Origin of the sequence: Streptomyces sp. NPDC001714 (assembly GCF_042892755.1) — a bacterium.
GTDB lineage: Bacteria > Actinomycetota > Actinomycetes > Streptomycetales > Streptomycetaceae > Streptomyces.
The window spans coordinates 338813-359118 of record NZ_JBIAUL010000012.1 but is presented as its reverse complement, the minus strand read 5'-3'; the positions used below and the strand labels follow the sequence as shown (position 1 = coordinate 359118).

15 protein-coding genes and 3 pseudogenes are annotated in these 20306 nt (G+C 70.0%); 12 read left to right on the top strand and 6 right to left on the bottom strand.

Annotated elements, in window-relative coordinates:
• The first annotated feature begins 407 nt into the window (after positions 1 to 407).
• The 3 genes and pseudogenes from ACFY0P_RS30380 to ACFY0P_RS30370 form a co-directional block, all read left to right on the top strand.
• A complete protein-coding gene (locus ACFY0P_RS30380; RefSeq protein WP_388919985.1) occupies positions 408 to 1007 on the top strand; it encodes a cation transporter in 600 nt (199 codons plus the stop codon).
• Positions 1008 to 1262: 255 nt separating this feature from the next.
• Positions 1263 to 2792, top strand: coding sequence for an FAD-dependent oxidoreductase (locus ACFY0P_RS30375; protein ID WP_388919982.1), 1530 nt, complete (start codon positions 1263 to 1265; stop codon positions 2790 to 2792).
• Between the two features lie 448 nt (positions 2793 to 3240).
• A pseudogene (locus ACFY0P_RS30370) lies at positions 3241 to 3426 on the top strand (50S ribosomal protein L11 methyltransferase); the annotation flags it as partial.
• Positions 3427 to 3499: 73 nt separating this feature from the next.
• Here ACFY0P_RS30370 and ACFY0P_RS30365 read toward each other — a convergent pair.
• Positions 3500 to 3580, bottom strand: a pseudogene (locus ACFY0P_RS30365) (dehydrogenase); the annotation flags it as partial.
• A gap of 198 nt (positions 3581 to 3778) precedes the next feature.
• Between ACFY0P_RS30365 and ACFY0P_RS30360 the strand changes: the two are divergent.
• Both ACFY0P_RS30360 and ACFY0P_RS30355 read left to right on the top strand, forming a co-directional pair.
• The gene (locus ACFY0P_RS30360) at positions 3779 to 4006 is read left to right on the top strand and encodes a DUF6480 family protein (RefSeq protein ID WP_388919979.1); all 228 of its coding nucleotides are present in this window, start codon (positions 3779 to 3781) and stop codon (positions 4004 to 4006) included.
• Positions 4007 to 4429: 423 nt separating this feature from the next.
• A pseudogene (locus ACFY0P_RS30355) lies at positions 4430 to 4783 on the top strand (amidohydrolase family protein); the annotation flags it as partial.
• A gap of 140 nt (positions 4784 to 4923) precedes the next feature.
• Here the strand turns inward: ACFY0P_RS30355 and ACFY0P_RS30350 are convergent.
• Positions 4924 to 5382 (bottom strand): MarR family winged helix-turn-helix transcriptional regulator, encoded by a 459-nt coding sequence (locus tag ACFY0P_RS30350; protein WP_388919976.1) that lies wholly within the window; start codon positions 5380 to 5382, stop codon positions 4924 to 4926.
• Positions 5383 to 5445: 63 nt separating this feature from the next.
• Here ACFY0P_RS30350 and ACFY0P_RS30345 point away from each other — a divergent pair, with 63 nt between their 5' ends.
• Positions 5446 to 5814 carry a VOC family protein gene (locus ACFY0P_RS30345; protein ID WP_388919973.1) on the top strand — a complete coding sequence of 123 codons (369 nt, stop codon included), beginning with the start codon at positions 5446 to 5448 and terminating at the stop codon, positions 5812 to 5814.
• Between the two features lie 233 nt (positions 5815 to 6047).
• Here ACFY0P_RS30345 and ACFY0P_RS30340 read toward each other — a convergent pair whose 3' ends face one another.
• The gene (locus tag ACFY0P_RS30340; protein WP_388919970.1) at positions 6048 to 6605 is read right to left on the bottom strand and encodes a DUF3291 domain-containing protein; all 558 of its coding nucleotides are present in this window, start codon (positions 6603 to 6605) and stop codon (positions 6048 to 6050) included.
• A 374-nt stretch (positions 6606 to 6979) separates the two neighbouring features.
• On the opposite strand from ACFY0P_RS30340, the gene ACFY0P_RS30335 reads away from it, so the two are divergent.
• The 5 genes from ACFY0P_RS30335 (at position 6980) to ACFY0P_RS30315 (ending at position 13130) form a co-directional block, all read left to right on the top strand.
• Positions 6980 to 7981 carry a glycoside hydrolase family 43 protein gene (locus ACFY0P_RS30335; RefSeq protein ID WP_388920036.1) on the top strand — a complete coding sequence of 334 codons (1002 nt, stop codon included), beginning with the start codon at positions 6980 to 6982 and terminating at the stop codon, positions 7979 to 7981.
• Between the two features lie 582 nt (positions 7982 to 8563).
• Positions 8564 to 9304 (top strand): VOC family protein, encoded by a 741-nt coding sequence (locus ACFY0P_RS30330; protein WP_388919967.1) that lies wholly within the window; start codon positions 8564 to 8566, stop codon positions 9302 to 9304.
• Positions 9305 to 9531: 227 nt separating this feature from the next.
• Positions 9532 to 10761 carry a 4-hydroxybenzoate 3-monooxygenase gene (locus ACFY0P_RS30325; protein WP_388920033.1) on the top strand — a complete coding sequence of 410 codons (1230 nt, stop codon included), beginning with the start codon at positions 9532 to 9534 and terminating at the stop codon, positions 10759 to 10761.
• Between the two features lie 241 nt (positions 10762 to 11002).
• Positions 11003 to 11731 carry a FadR/GntR family transcriptional regulator gene (locus tag ACFY0P_RS30320; RefSeq protein ID WP_388919964.1) on the top strand — a complete coding sequence of 243 codons (729 nt, stop codon included), beginning with the start codon at positions 11003 to 11005 and terminating at the stop codon, positions 11729 to 11731.
• A 241-nt stretch (positions 11732 to 11972) separates the two neighbouring features.
• A complete protein-coding gene (locus ACFY0P_RS30315; protein ID WP_388919961.1) occupies positions 11973 to 13130 on the top strand; it encodes a DUF3103 family protein in 1158 nt (385 codons plus the stop codon).
• Between the two features lie 230 nt (positions 13131 to 13360).
• Here ACFY0P_RS30315 and ACFY0P_RS30310 read toward each other — a convergent pair whose 3' ends face one another.
• On the bottom strand, positions 13361 to 14848 hold the full coding sequence (locus ACFY0P_RS30310) for an FGGY-family carbohydrate kinase (protein WP_388919958.1): 1488 nt from the start codon (positions 14846 to 14848) through the stop codon (positions 13361 to 13363).
• A gap of 351 nt (positions 14849 to 15199) precedes the next feature.
• On the opposite strand from ACFY0P_RS30310, the gene ACFY0P_RS30305 reads away from it, so the two are divergent.
• Positions 15200 to 17986, top strand: a complete 2787-nt coding sequence (locus ACFY0P_RS30305) for a lectin (RefSeq protein WP_388919955.1) — start codon at positions 15200 to 15202, stop codon at positions 17984 to 17986.
• Positions 17987 to 18073: 87 nt separating this feature from the next.
• On the opposite strand, the gene ACFY0P_RS30300 is transcribed toward ACFY0P_RS30305, so the two are convergent.
• Together ACFY0P_RS30300 and ACFY0P_RS30295 are read right to left on the bottom strand one after the other, a co-directional pair.
• A complete protein-coding gene (locus ACFY0P_RS30300) occupies positions 18074 to 19201 on the bottom strand; it encodes a glycoside hydrolase family 19 protein (protein WP_388920030.1) in 1128 nt (375 codons plus the stop codon).
• Between the two features lie 86 nt (positions 19202 to 19287).
• Positions 19288 to 20106, bottom strand: coding sequence for a lectin (locus ACFY0P_RS30295; protein WP_388919952.1), 819 nt, complete (start codon positions 20104 to 20106; stop codon positions 19288 to 19290).
• Between the last annotated feature and the right edge of the window lie 200 nt (positions 20107 to 20306).

Below are 20306 nucleotides of genomic sequence, written 5' to 3'. Positions count from 1 at the left end.
ACCCACACACCAACCGGCGAGCGGAAACCCACCACGACCCGGCCCCCACCGATGACATGCCCGCAACCGGTCCAGGGCGACCGGCACGACGAGGGCGACGCCTCGGGCGTGACCGTTGGGGTGCGGGACCACTTGTGTGCGACGCGTCTGCTCGACCTGGGGTCCTTCCGCGTCGGCAACGACTCCTGCCGGTGGGACAACGAGACGCACGGGCTCACCACTCTGCTCCGCGCACACACTTCGTGCCGTGGCTTTGTCGGTGAGTGCTGACACCGGTTGTCGATGGGCAACGACACCGCCCGGTGTCGGCGGAGGGTGATGTCGCTGAGTTCTGACACCACTTGGGGGCTTGCGGTGGGACCACCGCGGTGCTCTGCGTGGTGAGGGGCGCCGGAGAGAATCGGGGCGTGACCGCTGCGAAAGAGATCTCCCGTGATTCCCTGCTCCGCCAGGGCTTCGTCCTGGAATACGCCACGCTGGCCTGGAACGTCGTCGGCATCGTCGTGCTGGCCATCGCGGCGATCGCTGCCCGGTCGGTGGCGCTGGCGGGGTTCGGCCTGGACTCCCTGATCGAGATCGGCGCCTCCACGGTGGTCCTCTGGGAGCTGTCCGGCACCGGGGAAGCCCGTCAGCGACGCGCGCTGCGGCTGATCGGCTTCGGGTTCGCGGCGCTGGCGCTCTACCTGCTGGTGCAGTCCACGTGGGTGCTCGCCTCAGGCTTCCACCCGCATCATTCGCCGCTGGGTATCGGCTGGACCGCGGTCACCGCCGCCGTGATGTTCGTTCTCGCTGCGGGCAAGGCCCGCACCGGCGCCGACCTGGACAATCCGGTCTTGAAGACCGAGGGCCGCGTCACGCTGATCGACGGCCTGCTGGCCGCCGCGGTGCTGCTCGGCCTGGTCCTCAACACCGCCGTCGGCTGGTGGTGGGCCGACCCGGCCGCAGGATACGTGCTGGTCTACTACGCACTCCGCGAGGTCCGCGAGATCTTCACCGGCGACCACTGAGCCGACGACCCCACTGGTCCCTTCCTGGATACGCCTACTGCCAGGCCCGGGCCGTGCCGTCCCGGAAGCGGTCGGCCACCTCGGCAACACGCCCGCTGTCTGCCGCGCCTCGTACATCAACCCGAAGGTCATCGAGCTCTTCGCGGCGGGCCGGACCTTCCAAGCAGGGGTCCTGCGGCTCCTGAGCCAGGTCCAGGTGTCACGTCATCGGGATGGGAACCCGGCTGCCATGAACGTCGAGACAGGGGTACGGCCATGAAAGACACCGAGAGCGGAATCCGGGGGTCGTACTGGCTGGAGACGGCACCGCCCGGCGAACCCGCACCGCCACCGTCCGGTGACCTTTCCGTGGAGGTCGCCGTGATCGGTGGGGGCATCGCCGGGCTCAGTACGGCCTGGGAGCTGGTCCGGCAGGGGAGCGAGGTGGCGGTTCTGGAGGCCGGTCGGCTGGTTACCGGCGTCACCGGGCACACCACGGCGAAGCTGACCGCTCTGCACACCCTGATCTACGACCACCTGCGCCGGACCCGCGGCCCCGAGAGCGCGCGGCTGTACGCGCTGTCGCAGAGCGAGGCGATCCGGCACGCCGGCGAGCTCGTGGCGGAGCTGGGCATCGAGTGCGAGTGGGAGGAAGCGGCGGCTTACACGTACGCACAGAACCCGGAGCGGGTGGAGGAACTGCGCGCGGAAGCGCGGGCGGCGCGGGAGGCTGGGCTGCCCGCCGAGTTCGTGTCGGACACGGAGCTGCCTTTCGGGGTGGCCGGGGCGGTCCGGGTGAGCGGACAGGCTCAGTTCCATCCCCGCAAGTACCTGCTGGCGCTCGCGGACGACCTGCGCCGGCGCGGCGGCACGGTGTACGAGGGGATCCGGGTCGTCGGTCTGACCGAAGGCGAGCCCTGTGTGCTGGAGACGGACGCGGGCGTGTCGGTGCGAGCCGAGAAGGTCGTCGTCGCCACGCACTATCCGGTCTTCGACCGGGCGCTGCTGTTCACACGGCTCTCCCCGCGCCGCGAGCTGGTCGTGGCCGGGACCATCGACGAAGCCTCGGCCCCGCGCGACATGTACATCACGCCGGAGCAGGGCACCCGGTCCGTCCGCAGTGCCCCCCAGGGAGAGGGTAAACGTCTGCTGATCGTCACCGGCGAGCACTTCACGCCCGGCACCGCGGACGTCGAGAAGCGCTTCGCCCGGCTCTCCGGGTGGGCCGACGGCCACTTCCCTGGGCTGACTTTGACCCACCGCTGGGCCACCCAGGACAACGACTCCACCGACTCCGTGCCCCTGGTCGGACCGCTCCGCCCCGGCAGTCGTCACGTCTACGTGGCCACCGGGTTCGGCGGCTGGGGGCTGAGCGGCGGCATCATGGCGGGCCGCCTGATCAGCGCCCTCGTCGGTGGCCGCGAGGTGGAGTGGGCCGGACTGTTCGACCCGCGGCGGGTGGGGCCCGTCGTGCGCGAGGGGGCCTCGTTCCTGAAGCACCAGGCCCAGGTCGCCCGGCACTTCGTCGGTGACCGGCTGCCGCCTCTGACCGGCCCCCGGCCCCAGGACATCGCACCGGGCGACGGCGCCGTGGTGCGGCTCGGCGGGCACCACTGCGCGGTCCATCGTGACGAGAGCGGACAGCTCCAGGCCGTGTCCGCCGCCTGCACCCACCTCGGCTGTCTCGTCGCCTTCAACCGCGCCGAACAGGCGTGGGAGTGCCCCTGCCACGGCTCCCGCTTCGCCCCGGACGGCCGGATCCTCCAGGGTCCCGCCGTGAAGCCGCTGGAAAAGCGAGAACTGTGAGACGCACGGGAATGCCCTGCGCCAACGGACCGAAAACGGGGTAGCGCGGCACCGGCCCACCGGCCGGCTCGTCCCCCCGACCGGACGCTCGATGTGGAAGGCGACCAGATGGCTCCTCGCCCCCGGTCAGCCGCTCCTGTTCCGCGTGCAGCAGGGCCGCCCGGCACAGCGCGCGGGTGAGGAAGAAGGCGAGGACCGGGGCACGGTCGGATGAGAGTTCGGAGATGTCCCGGGTGTGCCAGGGGTTTTCGGGTCACGACGACGGAGACACGGCGAGCGCACCACTGACCTCCGCCGTAGCACCTGTACTCGGCGATCTTTCCCGGCGTCGGAACGCCTACAACCGCGTCGCCGGGCCCTGAGCGCGCAGCCGCCGCAGGTGTCCGGCTGAGGAGGGCACGGTGACCGCCGACTCGCTCCTGCCGCTGCGCTGCTGGGCCCCCGGGGCGTGTACACCCCGCAGACCGACACCGGGCTCCTGCGGCGGGCGCTGGGCCGCGAGCGGATCACCCGGGACACGGACGTCCTGGACCTGGGCACCGGAAGCGGCATGCTCGCGGTGGAGGCGGCCCGGCTCGGCGGCCGGGTCACCGCGGTCGACATCTCCTGGTGGGCCGTCGCCGGCACCTGGATCAACGCGCTGCTGAACGGGCAGCGCCTGCGGGTGCGCCACGGCGACCTGACGACGGCGGTAGTCCGAGGTGGTGTTCGGGATCGAAGGCGAGCGCGACGGCGCGCCCGATGCCAGAGTCACCGCCAGTCAGCACCGCCTTGCGATCCTTCAGCCGGGTTCTTCGATGGTGGGGTGAAGTTTCACGGGATGCCCTGGCCCTTGTGCGGGCGCCGTTCGGTCACGGGGGCTGATGCGCTGTTTGGGTGCATAGGTGATGGAAACTCGGGATGCCCGAGTTCATTCACGAAGATGCAGCTACGACAGTCCGTGGCCTACTGCCGCGGCCCCATCAGATCCGAAAGGAGTCCGTGTCATGACGACTCCTGATCCTGCCCCGGGCCGAACTCCCGGACTGGAACCGGGCGGCGGTGTGCCACCTGGTGAAACTCCACCCGCTGAGGGGAGCACCTCCGGCATCTCCCATCCTGAGCCGCCCGAGCTGCGTAAAGGCTGGGCGGCCATGCCGCTCGTCCTGATCATGGCTGTGGTACTGCTGGTTGTGATCGGCCTCATCGCTATGGTGGTGGCACTGATCAGGTAGCGAGGAACGGTGTCGGCCCGGATACGCGTGGGGAATTCAGTCGGCCAAGTCGGCCAGAACTGCGGCCGGGCCGAAAGCCCGGACGTTCTGTGCTCATCCGACGCACGGCGCGGCGGCCGCACGATCGCCGGCGCATCGGTATGCCTGGATCGCGTCCCTGGCGTGCGCTCCGCGGAGCGGAGGGCCATGGTCGAACATCGGGTGTGACCGCGCTCGCCGGGGCGGGACGCCCCCACCGCGAGGATGCATGAACTGGGGAATCATCAGCACTTCCGGAGTACTCCGTACCCACCTGGTCAGCTCACCCCGGACGCTCGCATCTCAGCCGCAGCGTCGACTGTTGACCAGCCGTGACAGCTCGGGGGGACTCGGGAGGAGGGGACGTGGGATCCTCGGTGACGGCCGTGCGCGGACGGCTCATAAGGTTCCGGGACGTCCTTCTCGCTGCTCGCCACCATGAACGAGGCGTACAAGGTGACCAAACCGGCCGACTATCCGCTCGACTCGGTCAAGGCGTTCTACCTCGCCACCCTCGGCGGCGCCCAGGCCGTGGGCCTCGGCGACCGAATCGGCACCCTCGAACCCGGGCACGAAGCCGACTTCGTCGTCCTGGACCCGAAGGCCACCCCGCTGCTCGCCCAGCGCACCGCGCGCGTCGCCGACATCGAGCAGCTGCTGTTCGTCCTGGCGGTCATGGGCGACGACCGGGCCGTACGGGCCGCCTATGTGGCGGGCGAACTCGCCCACGACCGTGACACGGCGCCCACAAGCAGCTGACGGGAAGTCCGTACCGTGGCGACATCGACTACTCCGCTCTCCCGGTGCGGCAAGGAGAGCGCACCTGTCCACGCCCTGTCCGACAGCACCACGCGCGCCTGGTCGGTCGGCGTACCCGCCGTGCCAGGCCGTGGAACGAGCTATGCGCCCTTGTCGTCACCGTGCAGGGAACGGATCATGCTCTGCAGGATCCGGAACGCGTCTGACTGCTCGGTCTCGGTCAGGCCTGTCAGCATTCTGGCCTCGACGGACCGCACGGCGGCGCTCGCCTTCTCGAGACTTCGTCGGCCGCGAGGCGTGAGCCGCGTGGGAAGCGCCTTCCCGACGGGTGCCTGCTCAGGCCTGGTCACGTAGCCGTCTCGTTCCAGGGCCTGGAGCAGCACGTTCATCGTCTGCCGTGTCACGAACGCGCCCCGCGCGAGCTCGGAGTTCGACAAGCCCGGTCGTTGCGCCAGCAGCTCGAGGCAGGAGTAGTGCGTCACGCTCATCCCGAGCGGCCGCAGCACCTCCTCCATGGCCGCGCGGAGGGCGCTCGACGCTTCTTTGAGCAGGTAGCCCAGTGACGTCTCCAGGTCGACGCCGACACCTTCTTGACTCATGTCAGCATTCTGACATAGCTTGATGCGTGTCAGAAAACTGACACGAAAATAAGGAGTATCATCATGCCCGCCACCGGCCCCGACTTCATCTCGCTCCAAGTACGCGACCTCGACGCTTCGCAGGCGTTCTACGAGCAGTACCTGGGCCTCGTCCGCTCGCCGGCCGGACCTCCGCACGCCGTCGTCTTCGAGACGAAGCCGATCGCGTTCGCACTCCGCGACGTCATTCCCGGCACCGACCTCGCATCCGTCGCCCAGCCCGGCATCGGTGCCGCGATCTGGCTCCACGCCACCGACGTCCAGGCCATCCACGACGCGCTCGTCGCCGACGGTCACACCATCGTCAACGCACCGATCGACGGCCCCTTCGGCCGGACCTTCACCTTCGCCGACCCCGACGGCTACCAGGTCACGCTCCACGACCGCGCCTGATCGACCAACGCCACCGGACGAGCGGCCCAGTGGCCGACCCTGACGACTGGCGCCAAGCCTGCGGCTGTCCCGGGGGTGCCGCGCGACAGCGAGCTGCGCCGACCGGCGCACGTCCCGCTCAGCCGGCGGGCAACGACCCTGTACGGCCGCATCCGCCGCTATCGCTGTTCGGGCTGCGGGCTGCGGGCTGCGGGCTGCGTTCGACAGCGGACCCCGTCGTTCGGGCTTCCTTGTCAGTGGACCTGGTCGTTCTGCGGCCCGATGCCTTTGATCCTGGTCGGAGTTCCATCTGGGGCGAACGAGTGGTGGAAGGTGAAGGCGTGCGGCGCGGAGCCGTGGTCGTGGAGGTGTTCCAGCCTGGAGACCCCGTCCTGCCAGGTGGGTATCGCGCCGTCGCAGACCCACCAGAACACGTAACTCGGGTGTCCTGTCCTCTCGAACCAGTCGTAACGCCTGTTCAGCGCCGCACGGTGCAGACCGGTGTAGATGGCGTCGAAGGCGGGGCTCAGGCCGGTCCAGAGTGAGAGGGTCGCGGCCAGGGCGGTGGTTTCCACCGTACGGCCCTTGCCGTACCAGGTCGGTACGGCGAACTCCCCCCATGCACCCCAGTCCGCCTCGAAGAGCACGCCCCGGGCACCCTCTGCTGCTTCGGCATGCGCGAGGTATCCGGGGTGCTGACTGATCTTCCGGTAGATGGCCTCACCACTGTCGTAGAACTCGCGGGTGAGAGGCGCGGGATCGGCGAGAGGCGACTTCAGGACGCCGAACGTGTACAGAGCAAGATGGGGCATGCGTCTCTTCCTGGTTGGGGTGCCTGGTGCAGACCCGGGTCGGTGGCTTGCGCGTGCGGGCGAGGGTTCGTGGGACGTCTCCGACTCATCCGTCGCGGGTGGCTCAGCCTGAAGGAACCTCTGCGCGGCCGTGAGCGACCGCCGAAGACCAGGTGAAGGTAGCTGCCTCCGCGGGCCATGTCGAACTTGCGTTTTCCCTGTCCAAATGGCCTCTTGCACAGGTCATTTCGGGGGCTGGGGCTCAGGCGGTGACGGGCGGGGCGCGCTGCGGGGTGCCACTGATCCACTTCGGCTGATCGGTCCGCCCGCCATGCCCGCCCGCACCCCTTGTCCGCACCGGCCCGTATGCTCCGCCCGTGGCTGAGACCGAACCGATGCGGCTTCCCGGGATGCCTCTGCACGACCCGTTCGTCGTGGCCGATGCCGAATCCCGCAGGTACTACCTCTACACGTCCAACGAGCCGTCCATGTCGGGTGTGGACGGCACCGGCACGATGGTCTACCGCAGCCACGACCTGCGCGACTGGACCCGCCCCACGGTGGTCTTCCTGACCGCCGAGCAGGACGGCAACTGGGCGACGGACGGCGCGTGGGCACCGGAAGTGCACGCATGGGAGGGCAGGTACTACCTGTTCACGACGCTCCACGACGAGTCGAAGCCGCTTCCGGTGCCCGCGCCGGGCCGCTGGGGAAATCCCTTCCCGGTCCGCACCCACATGCGCGGCACGGTCGTCGCGGTGTCCGACTCGCTCCTGGGTCCCTTCACGGTGCTCGACCCCTCCCGCCCCACCACGCCCGAGCACCTGATGGCGCTCGACGGCACGCTCCACGTCGACGCCTCCGGGCAGCCCTGGCTGGTCTACGCGCACGAGTGGCTCCAGACGATCGACGGCACGATGGAGGCCGTACGCCTGAGCCCGGACCTCTCCGCCACCACCGGCGACCCGGTCCTCCTCTTCAAAGCGTCGGACGCTCCCTGGCTCACCGAGCAGATCCCGGCCGGCCTCCCTCACCAGCTCGCGCCGTACATCACGGACGGTCCCCAACTGCACCGTGCACCCGACGGCAACCTGCTGATGCTGTGGTCGACGTACGAGAAGGACACCCCGGCCCCCGACGGCACCCTCACCGGTGGTTACGTCCAGACCTACGCCGTCTCCAAGTCCGCTACGATCGCCGGTCCTTGGGAACAGAGACGCCCGCTGGTCCGCGAGGACAGCGGCCACGGCATGCTCTTCGACACCTTCGACGGCGAACTCATGCTGATCCTCCACCGCCCGTTCGAGAACGCCCGGGGAAAACTGTACGAGATGGCCTTCGAAGGCTCCGCACTCCGCGTCCTGCGCCACCGGACCGACCTGGACGGCGACGCCTGACGCATCCGGCGGGGGGTGGTGGGATATTCGGTGACGGAGGTATGGAAGGCGGGCCCGGTCGGACCGAGACACCGCGACGGTCAGCACATGACGTGCTGCGTGTCCTCCTGAGCGGGCCGGTGCCGCATCAGGCAACGTTCGCCCTGTCATCGGACCGCAGGCTCGGACCTTGCTGGGCGCAGTGGAGATCATGGAGTACGAGCAGGAGTCGCGGGAGCTGAGCCACGCGGAAACCGGCATCGGGGGCGGCGACCGTCGAGAAGGCGACCGGGTCGGCTGCCTACGATCCTCGGACCGAACGTCCGCTGGTGGCGGCGCGACCGGAGGACTCGAGCGGGTTGATGTCGCGGATCACCGAGGATCCGCGTAGCCGCTACGGCGGTTGAGCGCCGGGCGGCAGCGCCGGCCGGGTTCCGAGCTGTTCGCTCGCCACGTGCCGCAGTCGCCGGATACTAAGGGGCAGCCCTGGTCGACGGGGCGTCTCGCGGTCGGGTTCTCGGTGTCCTGACCAGGTAGCGAAGCTCAGGTCGGCGTCTTCACTCGCCTGCCCCTCCGGCAGAGCGGGTGCATAGGATCGTAGCCATGGCACTGCGACCTGTAATGGTGAACATCAAGGCTCTTGACCACCCCGCGGTCGGCGGGTTCTGGGCGCAAGCGCTCGGCTGGAGTGCCTACGGCTCCGGCGCCACCACCTACGTCGGACCCGCAGGCGGCCTCGTCTGGCCGGATCCGGTCGGTCTCGGCGTCGACGTCGTTGCGGTACCGGAACCCAAGACACCGACGAAGAACCGTGTGCACCTAGATCTGGCCACCACGTCGACGGCCCATCAGGCGGAGTTGGTCGAGCGCCTGGAGGCGCTCGGTGCGACGCACGCGGACGTCGGCCAGGGCGATGTGCCGTGGACGGTCCTGGCCGACCCGGAGGGCAACGAGTTCTGCGTGCTGGAGCCTCGGGAGGTCTACCGGGACACCGGGCCGATCGCCGCGGTGGCGGTCGACTGCACGGATCCGCGCGCCATGGCCCGGTTCTGGGGCCGGGCGACGGACTGGAACCTGCACGAGGTGACCGACGACCATGCGGTGCTGCGGTCCGCCAAGGGCGTGGGCCCGTATCTGGAGTTCCTCCGCACGCCTGACACCAAGACCGTTCCGGACCGCGTCCATCTCGACCTGCTGCCGTACCCGGGTGACGACAAGGCGGCGGAGGTGGTCCGGCTGAGGACCCTGGGCGCCACCGATCTCGACCTCGGCCAGGGCGACGTCCCGTGGACATGCCTGGCCGACCCGGAAGGCCACGAGTTCTGCGTCCTCGCCCCGTCCTGACACGGAAGACCCGCGGCGGCGTGTGAAGCCTGGTCGGCTTCGGGAGCGGCGTCGGATTCTCCGTGAAGTGGGCACAGGTGAAGGCCTCAGGAGGAGCGCGGTTCACGGTCGCCCGCGGCTGTTGGTCCGCCGACCTGCCGACGGTCCTGCGACGGCCCGGGACTGTTGCACGTCGCTTCCCGTCCACTGCCCGGTTACGCTGGCCCCGGAGGTGCCAAGTGGCCGAGATGCAGCGGCAGTTGGGCGAGGTGCGGGAGTCCGCGACCGTCGTGGTGGTCGGCGCCGGCCCGGCCGGGCTGACCGTCGCCGCTCTGCTGCGCCGGTGCGGCGTGGACTGTGTCGTCCTGGAGCGCCGCAGCCGCGAGCACGTGGCGCAGCGGCAGCGGGCCGGCATCGTGGAGGCCCGCGCCGTGCGGATGTTCGAGTCCTGGGGGCTGGCCGGCCTGGTGCTGGACGGGCCGCCGCACGACGGCATCCTGGAGTTCCGGGTGGACGGCGAGAGCCACCTCGTCGACGACAGCGGCGGCGGCGAGGGCCCCGGGGCGCGTCTGTGCCCCCAGCAGGTCCTCGTGCACCGGCTCACCGCCGCCCACCTCGCCGACGGCGGCGACCTGCGCTACGAGGCGGCCGACGTCACCCTGCACGACCTGACGGGGGAGCGGCCGGTGGTCCGCTACCGCTCCGCCGACGGCACTCGGCACGCGATCACCTGCGCCTTCGTCGCCGGCTGCGACGGTGACCACGGCGTCACCCGCACCGCCGTCCCCAGCGGCCACCTCACCACCCACACCTTCGACCACGGAATCGGCTGGCTCACCGTCCTCGCCGACGCCCCGCCCCCCGCCCACCCCCTGCTCGCCGTCAGCGCGCAGGGTTTCGCCGCGCACTTCCCCCGCGGGCCGCACAGCAGCCGCTACTACCTCCAGTGCCCGCCCGGCGACCTCCCCGACGCATGGCCCGACCACCGGGTCTGGGACGCGCTGCGCACCCGGCTCGCCGATCCCGCCCTGGCAGCGGGCCCGGTCACCGACCGCGAGACCTTCCGGCTGCGCAGTCTCGTGACCGACCCCATGCAGTACGGCCGGCTGTTCCTCGTCGGGGACGCGGCCCACATTCTGTCCCCCATGGGCGGCAAGGGCATGAACCTCGCCCTGTACGACGCAGACCTCTTCGCCCGCGCCGTCCGCGACCACGTCCGCGACGGGGACGACACCGCACTGCGCACCTACTCCGACCGCTGCCTGCGGCGCGTCTGGAGCGACCAGGAGTTCTCGCACTGGCTGACCCGGACGGTCCACGACGCCGGTGACAGCACCCACTGCGGCCCCTTCCTGCACCGGCTGGCCCGTGCTCGCCTCGACCGGCTCTTCACCTCCCCGGCGGCCGTGCGGGCCTTCGCGGAACTGATGGCCGGCCTGGACCCGGCCGAGAACGGCCCCGCCTCCACCGGCCGCTGACCACCACGGGAACGCGCAGGGGCCGGCACGGCCCCGGATCGGCTCACCTGCCCCTGCCTGCGCATGCCCCCTCGCATGCGCATCGAGCTCAACTGCTCTGCGTCACCGGGTAATTGACGCGACGGTCGGGGGACTGCTTCACTGAGGCAGTGGCTGAGCCACTAGACCAAGAAGTCGCTGAACCAGTGGGCCGCTAGACCAGTGAGCCGCTGACCACTGACCGAAGCCTGGGAGATCCTCCGTGGCCGTCGAAAGCATTCCGCGCCGAACCGTGGTCGACCTGCTTGAAGCACGGCTGCGTGACGACATTCTGAGCGGCACGCACGAACCAGGATCCCTGCTGCCCCCCGAGAGGGAGCTGGCGGCCGGGTACGGGGTCACCCGTACGACGTTGAAGCACGCGCTGATGCGGTTGGAGCAGGCGGGACTGCTGAGCACCCGGCACGGCATCGGCACGCGCATCCTGGACTACCTGCGGGTCGGTGGCGCCGACCTGCTTCCAATGCTGGCCGCACAGGACCCCACGTGGCTGCGGGAGGTTTTCGAGGTGCGGCGGCACATCGGCACCCTGATCGCCGGCCGCGCGGCCGACCGGCGCACGGAGCGACAGGCCCGACGGCTGGAGCAACTGCTGCGTCAGGTCGCGGACGGCCCGGACACCGACGCCGTCCAGCTCGCCGACGTGGAAGTGCATCGCGAACTCGCGCGGGCCACCGGCAACCGGGTCTATCTGCTCCTCACGAACACGCTGTTCAACGCCTACCTTCCGGTACGGGCCGCGCTGCGGGCGCCGTTCGAGGACGCGGCGGGGGCGGCGGACCGGCTCGCGCCGGTGGTGCGGGCCGTGGTCGACCGGGACGTCGAGGAGGCACGGCGCGCGGCGGAGACGTATCTGGCCGGCACCGAGAAGATCATGCTCGGTTCGCTGAGCAGTCCTCGCGGCCGGCCGAGCGCCGACAGCTCCCGGTAGCCGAGCCTCCCGGCCGCGACTCCGGGTGCACCGGCTCCCGTTGAGCCGCGGCCCGTGCGGCGAACCGGCCTGGCCTCGATGAGGCCCTGCTCATGCGCGGACGCCCGTTCATCCCGCGCTTTCTTGTATGTCATGTCTGTTATGTCATGTCCCGGACAATGCGACTCGGATCCGGGCCCATCACCCCTATGGCGGCCGCCCGTTCACCCTGAGCGCGGCGGCGACCGACAACACAAGGAGCATGGTGAGCAGATCAAGCAAGAGACGCGGCGTCCTCATCGGCGTGATGCTGTCCGCGGTCATCGGCGGCTCCGTCCAGCCGGCGATCGCCGCGCCGGTGCGGGACGCGGGGGGCCGGGACACGACGTTCCGGACGTCTCCGGTGTCGTCGACCGAACAGGAGATCGCGCGGACGCTGTCGGCCTCGCTGCGCGACCCGCAGTGGCGCGAGCAGGTCCGTGCGGCCGCGCTCGGTACCGAGGACGTGGACCTCCAGGCGCTGGCGGGCCGCACCGCCGAACCGGCGGGCCGGAACCTCCTCGCTGCCGTCTCCGCCGCGGACCGTCGCATCGCGGGCCTGAAGGGCCTGCCCGGCTCGACCGGGTCACTACTGCGTATCCGGCTGGGCGCGCCGTCCATGCGGTCACACCTTCACGCCCAGGTCACTCCGTGGATCGCCGTCGCCGCGGCCGACGACGACGCCAGGAACATCACGGCGTACGACAGCCAGGGCCACGCCCACGCCGTCGACACCGCGCGCGTCCCCGACCGCCCGCTGTACATCCTGGACATCGACGTCACCAAGGCTCACCGCGCCGGCCTCAAGGTGCTGCAGAAGGCCTTCGCCGACAAGGGCCTGACCTCCCTCTCGCCGAAGACGGCGAACAACGCCGCCGTCGCGAGCGCGGCGGGCTGGTGGGCGACCAAGGTCACGGCCGTCGAGGTGAACGACGACCAGGAGCCCTGGTTCAAGGGCGCCGCCGAGATGTTCTCGCTGGTGACCGGGTTCGGCCAGGACGGCACGGCACGCGTGGACTCGGTGGACATGCCCTACCTGGACTACGACGGCACCGTCTACTACCCGAACCAGATCCTGGTCAACTGGTCCAACTACAAGTACAACCTGGCCGACGTCGTCATGATGGAGGACGACGACGGCACCAACTACCGTGCGCTGGCGCAGGCGATCACCACCGCGCTGCTCACCGTGACCGACCAGGGCACCTACATCCCGCTGGTGAACGCGGTCCTGAGCGCGATCCCCGACAGCTGGTTCACCGACGACCCCGACTACGTGGAGTCCTGGTACACCCTCGCCCAGAACTCCACGGGCAGGCTGAACGGCGCCTCCGGCAACGGCTGGATGACCGTCGAGCCCTACTTCGTCGAGGAGTTCTAGACCTCGCACCCAGGAGCGGACCGGCCGCCGCACGCCGATGCGCGCGCCGGTCCGCGCCGAGGCCACGGCCGTCTGAGCGCACGCTCGGACGGCGCAGGTCCACGCAGCCCGCGGCCGGCAGCTTGCCGGCCGCGGCGTCCGCCGCCTCGCGCGGACCACGGCCCGCGAGACGGTCGCCGTCCGGCTTAAGGACCGGACGCGGAACGCGGCGGGCAGGGCGTCGGGCGATGTCACGGAGTGTCTTCTGGACGGTGGTTGTTCTGGTCGCGGGCCAGGGCATGGGTGACCGCGGTGGTGGTCTCGTACAGGTCCCGGTACTGGGCGAACCGGCGGTCGTAGACACCCGAGGTGGTGGGATCGGGGCGGACCACCGATTCCGCCGGATTCCAGGACTCGATGTCCGGCCGGCCGATCAGTCCGGCGGCGAGGAAGGCGGCACCGTAGCTGGCGCCGATGGTCGTGCGGGCCACGATCTGTTGGAGACCGGTGACATCGCTGACGATCTGAGGCCACAGTCCACCCCGGGTACCGCCGCCGACCGCGACGATCCGACGGATGTCGGCGCCGGCCGCGAGCATCGTCTCGACGTTGTGGCGGACCCCGTAGGCGGTGGCCTCCAGCGCCGCCCGCATCAGGTCGCCCCGGGTGTGACTCAGCGTCAGGCCCGCGACCACTCCCCGGGCGTCGGGGTCCATGACCGGGGTGCGCTCCCCGGCGAAGTACGGCAGCATCACCAGGCCGTTCGCACCCGGGGGCGAGGCGGCCGCCTCGCCGAACAGCAGACCGGGGCCGACGTCGCCGAAGAGGTGCCCGAGCCAGTCGGTGACGGCCCCGGAGGTGGCCATGCCTCCGGCCAGGCAACGGGTGCCGGGCAGGGCGCCGACCGTGGACCACATGGACGGGCTGGTCACGAGCCGGTCGACGGTGTTCACCAGGAACATCGTGGTGCCGTACATCAGCATCAGGTCCCCGACGCCGTGGGCGCCGACGCTGATGGCCTCGCTCCAGGCGTCGATCGTCCCCACGATGACCGGTGTCCCGGGGGGGATGCCCGTGACGGACGTGTCCACCCGGCCGGCTTCCTGGCCCGGCCAGTGCAGCGGGGGGAGTTCGATGCCAGGTGCGATGTGCTCGGCCCATTCGGGGATCCAGCGCTGCTCGTGGATGTCGAACAGCGGGGTGCACTGGCTGGCGGAATGCAGGTCCAGCACATAGGCGCCGGTCAGCCGGTGGGCGAGCCACGACGCCGGCATGAGCAGGCGGCGGGCGCGTGTCCACACCTCGGGCTCCCGCTCGCGGATCCAGGCGAGTTTCGGCCCGACGGCCTGGGACGACAGCGCCGACCCGCACCGGCGGAAGATCGTGTCCGGTCCCAACTCCCGGTTCAGCCGCGTGATCTGTTCCTCGGCGCGGGTGTCCACGCCGTACAGCACCGCCGGACGCACCGGCTCTCCCGCGTCGTCGACCAGGAGGGTGCACGGGCCCATGCCGCTGACTCCGACGGCCCGGACGGTGATGTCGTCGCGGTCCAGCAGCTCGGCCGCGAGTGAGACGAACTCGTCCCACCACACCTGTGCGTCCATTTCGACGTGCCCCGGCCGGGGACGGTCGACCACGTGACCGCGTACCGCCTCGCCCAGGATGCGGCCGGCGGCGTCGACCACCACGCCCTTGGTGCTGGAGGTGCCAACGTCAACTCCGAAGACGACGTCGATCATGTACTGCCTCCCTCGGCGCCGGATGCGCCACCGTAGCCTGTCGCTCGGTCCGGCGAACGGTCGCGGTTCAGCCGGACGGCTGATGGAGTTGTCGTCACATCTGTACCTCGGACCAGCGTGGTGGCATCCCCAACGGACCGGCTTGCAGCAGTCGTTGACATGTCCCTGCCTTGTGGCTAGCTTCACGAAAAGCTCCCGCGGTCCCCCTTGGGCGCCGACAGTCCAGGGGTCCCTTCGAGGCGTTCGCAGCTCAGGCGTCTCATCTCCATGGTTGGACAACGTTGTCACCCCTGTTTCGACACGCCGACAACGTTGTCGGACCTCCACTTCCGAGTAGAGGAGCAAACCCCCGTGATCACACGACTGTCGAGACCTCCCGGAACCATGGCGATCGGTCTCCTCGCGGCTGCGGCCCTGGCCGCGGCCGGACTGTGCACGCCCGCGTGGGCGGCCGGGAAGGCCGCGCTCGTCACCTCGCCGGCGACGCTCGTCAATCCGTTCATCGGCACGTCGAACCAGGCCGACGACTTCCCGGGAGCCGACGTCCCGTTCGGCATGGTCCAGTGGAGCCCGGACACGCCGTCGCGTCCCGACGGTGGGGGCTACGAGTACAACGACTCGTCGATCACCGGTTTCAGCCTGACCCACATCGCCGGCCCCGGCTGCGGCGCGGCCGGTGACATACCGGTGCTGCCCACGGTGGGAGCCGTGAACACCGGCGCCACGGACGCGTTCTCGCACGCCAACGAGTCGGCCTCCGCCGGGTCGTACAAGGTCGCGCTCACCAACCAGGTGACCACCGAGCTGACCACCACGACACGCAGCGGGATGGCCCGCTTCACCTTCCCCTCGACCAGCCAGGCCAACCTCATCTTCAAGTTGACGGGCAGTCAGAACGGTGCCAGCTCGACCCAGTTCACCAAGGTGTCGAACACGGAGGTGAGCGGGCAGGTCACCAGCGGCCACTTCTGCGGCGCGGGAAACACGTACACCGTGTACTTCGACATGGTCTTCGACCAGCCCTTCGCCTCGCAGGGCAGCTCGCTCGCCAAGGCGTCGACCACCACTTCTCCGGCAACGGCCAGGGCCTCGAAGAACGCGGCCGAGAAGCCCAACGAGCCGGTACTGCACGGCAAGAACCCCAGCACTGCGGAGTCGAAGTCCACGAAGTCCGCCAAGGACGGCGCTGCCCCCGAGGCCGCCGCCTCGAACGGCTACGTCACCTTCAACACCACGAGCAACCCGGTCGTGCAGGCCAAGGTCGGCATCTCCTACGTGTCGGTCGCGGGCGCCGTCGCCAACCGGACTGCGGAGAACACGGGTTGGGACTTCGACGCGACCCGCACGGCCGCGCAGAACGCGTGGAACAGCACGCTCGGCAAGGTGCAGATCGCCGGCGGGACGGCCGCGCAGCAGCAGAGCTTCTACACCGCGCTCTACCACTCGCTGCTGCACCCGAACGTGATCAGCGACAGCAACGGCCAGTACTTCGGTTTCGACGGGAAGACGCACACCGTGGACGCCGGGCACGGTGCGGTGTACGCGAACTACTCCGGCTGGGACATCTACCGCTCGCAGGCCCAGCTCGAAGCCCTCGTCGCTCCCCAGGTCGCCTCGGACACCGCGCAGTCCATGGTCGACGACTACGCGCAGACCGCGATCTTCCCCAAGTGGTCGGAGAACAACGGGGAGTCGTACGTCATGGTCGGTGATCCGGCGGACGCCATCCTCGCCGACTACTACGCCTTCGGCGCCCGGAACTTCGATACCACGACCGCCCTGGCCGACATGGTCAGGCAGGCGAGCACCACCAACAACGACCGGCCCGGCCTCGGTTACCTGAACTCACCGGGATACATGCCGCACGACGGCAGCTACGGCTGCTGCAACTTCTACGGCCCGGTGGCCACCACCCTGGAGTACGACACCGCCGACTTCGCGATCTCCGCGATGGCCGGAGCCCTCGGCGACACCGCGAACCAGAAGACGTACGCCAACCGTGCGCAGGACTGGCGCAACGTCCTCAACCCCGCCTCCGGTTTCGTGGAACCCCGCAACGCCGGCGGCTCGTGGACCGGTGGCTTCGATCCCACCAGCGGCACCGACATGGTCGAGGCCGACTCGTGGATCTACACCGGGATGGTGCCCTTCGACATCGGTGGGCTGGCGCGCGCCAAGGGCGGCAACACCGCCATGAACCACTACCTGGACACGGTGCTGCGCAGCTACACCGGCGCGGGCGGCTACGCCTGGGTCGGCAACGAGCCGAGCATCGAACTTCCGTGGGAGTACGACTACACAGGGCAGCCCTACAGGACGCAGGGCACGGTGCGGGCGATCCAGGACCAGATCTGGTCGAACACGCCGGGCGGCCTGGCCGACGGCAACGACGACCTGGGGGCGATGAGTGCCTGGTACGTGTGGTCGGCGCTCGGCATGTTCCCCGAGACGCCCGGCACCTCCGATCTCGCCCTCGGCTCACCGCTGTTCACGCAGGCCGTGGTCACCCTTCCCTCGGGCAGGACGCTGACGATCAACGGCAACGGCGCAGCCGACAACGCCCCGTACGTCCAGTCCGCGGCGTGGAACGGCACGGCGTGGAACAACGCCTACGCCCCCACCACGGCGATCACGGCCGGCGGCACGCTGGACTTCACCCTCGGCACCAGCGCCAACACGTCCTGGGCGACCGCGGCCACCGCGGCTCCGCCCTCGTACGCGGGGGACACCACGGCGCCGGCCTCGCCGCGGATCGGCACGCTCACCTCGGCGGTGGCCTCGAACCTGTGCGCGGACGTCGCGTCCTCCGGCACCACCGACGGCACCCACGTCCAGATCTGGGGTTGCGACGACACGTACGCCCAGGACTGGATCATCGCCGGTGACGGAACGATCCGGGCCCTCGGCAAGTGCCTGGACGCCGATCACAGCGGGACCACCAACGGCACCCTGATCCAACTGTGGACCTGCAACGGCACCGGCGCCCAGCAGTGGACCGCCGGCACCAACGGGTCGCTGGTCAACCCCGAGTCGAACCTGTGCCTGGACGACCCCAACTCCTCCACGACGAACGGCAGCCAGCTTCAGCTGTACACCTGCAACGGCACGGCGGCGCAGAACTGGAAACTGCCGAGCTGAGCCGTGGGCGGGGGAGTTGACCGCCCCGACCCCGGAGCCGGCCGGGCAGCCGCACGCCCGGCCGGCTTCAGGAGCACGCGGAGGTGATCAGCAGTACAGGTTGGCGCCGGGTGTGACGCCGAGGATCGCGGTGAAGCGCTGGTAGGCGTCGACGCGGCTCTGGACCTGGGCCGGGTTGCGGCCGTCGCATTCCAGGGAACCGTTGATGGAGCGGATCGTCTGGCCGAAGCCGGCGCCGTTGACCATGGCGTTGTGCGGGGTCATCGTGCCCGGTCCGCTCTGGGTGTTCCAGTACCACAGGCCGGTCTTCCAGGCGACGGCCGAGTCGTTCTGCACCAGCCAGGGGTTGTTGAGCAGGTCGATGCCGAGCGCGTCGCCGGCCGCCTTGTAGTTGAAGTTCCAGCTGAGCTGGATGGGGCCGCGCCCGTAGTAGGCGGCCTGACCGGCCGGGCAGCCGTAGGGCTGGCTCCAGTCGCAGTACGTCGGGTAGTTGGCGGTGTTCTGCTCGACGACGTACACCAGCCCGCCGGTCTCGTGGCTGACGTTGGCGAGGAAGGCGGCCGCCTCCTGCTTCCTGGTGGTGTCGCTGCCGGTGGTGGCGAAGCCGGGGTAGGCACTGAGGGCGGCGGTCAGGCCTTGATAGGTGTAGAAGCCGTTCCGGTTCGGGAACATCTGGTTGAACTGCGCCTCGCTGACGACGAACCCGGACGGGTTGCCGCCTCCGCCGTCACCGGCCGGGGCGTTCCACTTCTGGTTCGCGCCGCCGGTGCAGGTCCAAATCTGCAGGCGGGTGGCGTTGGCGCTGCTGTTGTCCCGCACGTCGAGGCACTTGTTCGCGGCGGGGTTGACGATGTCGTGGGCGGCGGTGACGACCCACTGCTGGTTCGCTCCGCCGGAACAGTCCCAGAGCTGGACGGCGGCCCCGTCCGCGGTGCCGCGGTCGACCACGTCGAGGCACTTGCCGAGGGCGCGCAGGGTTCCGTCGCCGCTGTTGGACCAGCTCTGGGCACTGGTGCCGTTGCAGTCGTAGAGCTGGACGGCGGTGCCGTTGGCGCTGCTCGCGCCGGCCACGTCGACGCACTTGCCGGCCAGCCCGGTGATCTGGCCGGTCGCCGCCTGAGCCGGGGCGACGGTGAACAAGGCGGACAGGACGGCGGCGAGGACGACGCCCAGCGTCAGCCGGCCGAGGGCGGTGCGCCCGCGGAGGCGGGACATGAGGAGAGGAAGGCGCATGGAGAGCTGCTCCTGACGTGGAACGAGGGGGGTGGGAGTCGCGTGACCGGTCTGTGGAGGCAGACGTGTCAGCCGAGGACCTGCTGGGTCACGACGATGTGTCCGGCGTCGGGGTCGAGGACGCCGCCGAGCCGGCTGAACGCGCCGTCGGTCAGATCGAGGCACTTGGGCTCCTGCGGGGTCTGGACGAACGTGCCACGGTCGTTGACCCGAACGGTCAGGGACCGGCCGTTGGCGACGTTGGTGACCTGGACGCGTGTGCCGAAGGGCAGTTGGGGCTGGCGGGAGAGGGAGGTGGCGGCCGTGTCGGCGTTGTTGTCGAAGACCTCGCCGCTGGCGGTCAGGGCGCCGGCCGGCTGGGGGCCGTAGTGCGTGGCCCAGCACTGTTCGCCGGTCTGGTCCGCGGGGGCGTTCCACTTCTGGTTGGCGGCGCCGGTGCAGCTCCAGATCTGGATCCGCGCACCGTTCGCGGAGGAGCGGTCGGTGACGTCCAGGCACTTGTTCGCCGCGGGGTTGACGATGTCGTGGGCGGCGGTGACGGTCCATTGCTGGTTGGCGGCCCCGGTGCAGGACCACAGCTGGACCTTGGCGCCGTCGGCGGTGGAGTTGGCGGTCACGTCGAGGCATTTGCCCAGGGCGCGCAAGGTGTTGTCGGCGCCCGGGGTCCACTGCTGGGCGCTGGTGCCGTTGCAGTCGTAGAGCTGCACCGGGGTGCCGTCGGCGGTGCCGGCGCCGGCGACGTCGAGGCACTTGCCGGCGAGGCCCGTGACGGTGCCGGTCGCCGCGGCCGCCGGTGCGGCGGTCAACGGGCTGAGCAGCAAGGCCAGCAGGGCTATGACAGGGGTACCGCGTAACGCGGTGCTGAGGAAGGAGGAGCGAGCAGCCATGGGGGGTGGGAAAGCCTTTCCGAGGTGGCATGCAGGTGTGGTGGGACACCGACAGGACGCAAGTCAGGGCGACCTGACATGGGGAAAGTAAAAGGTCTATACCAAGCTCGTCAAGATGTGAACATGACAGATATGGTCCCGCTCGAGCCTCCACCGCCGGGCCGAGGGACAGGGGTGATCGACACAGCTCAGGGCCTGGT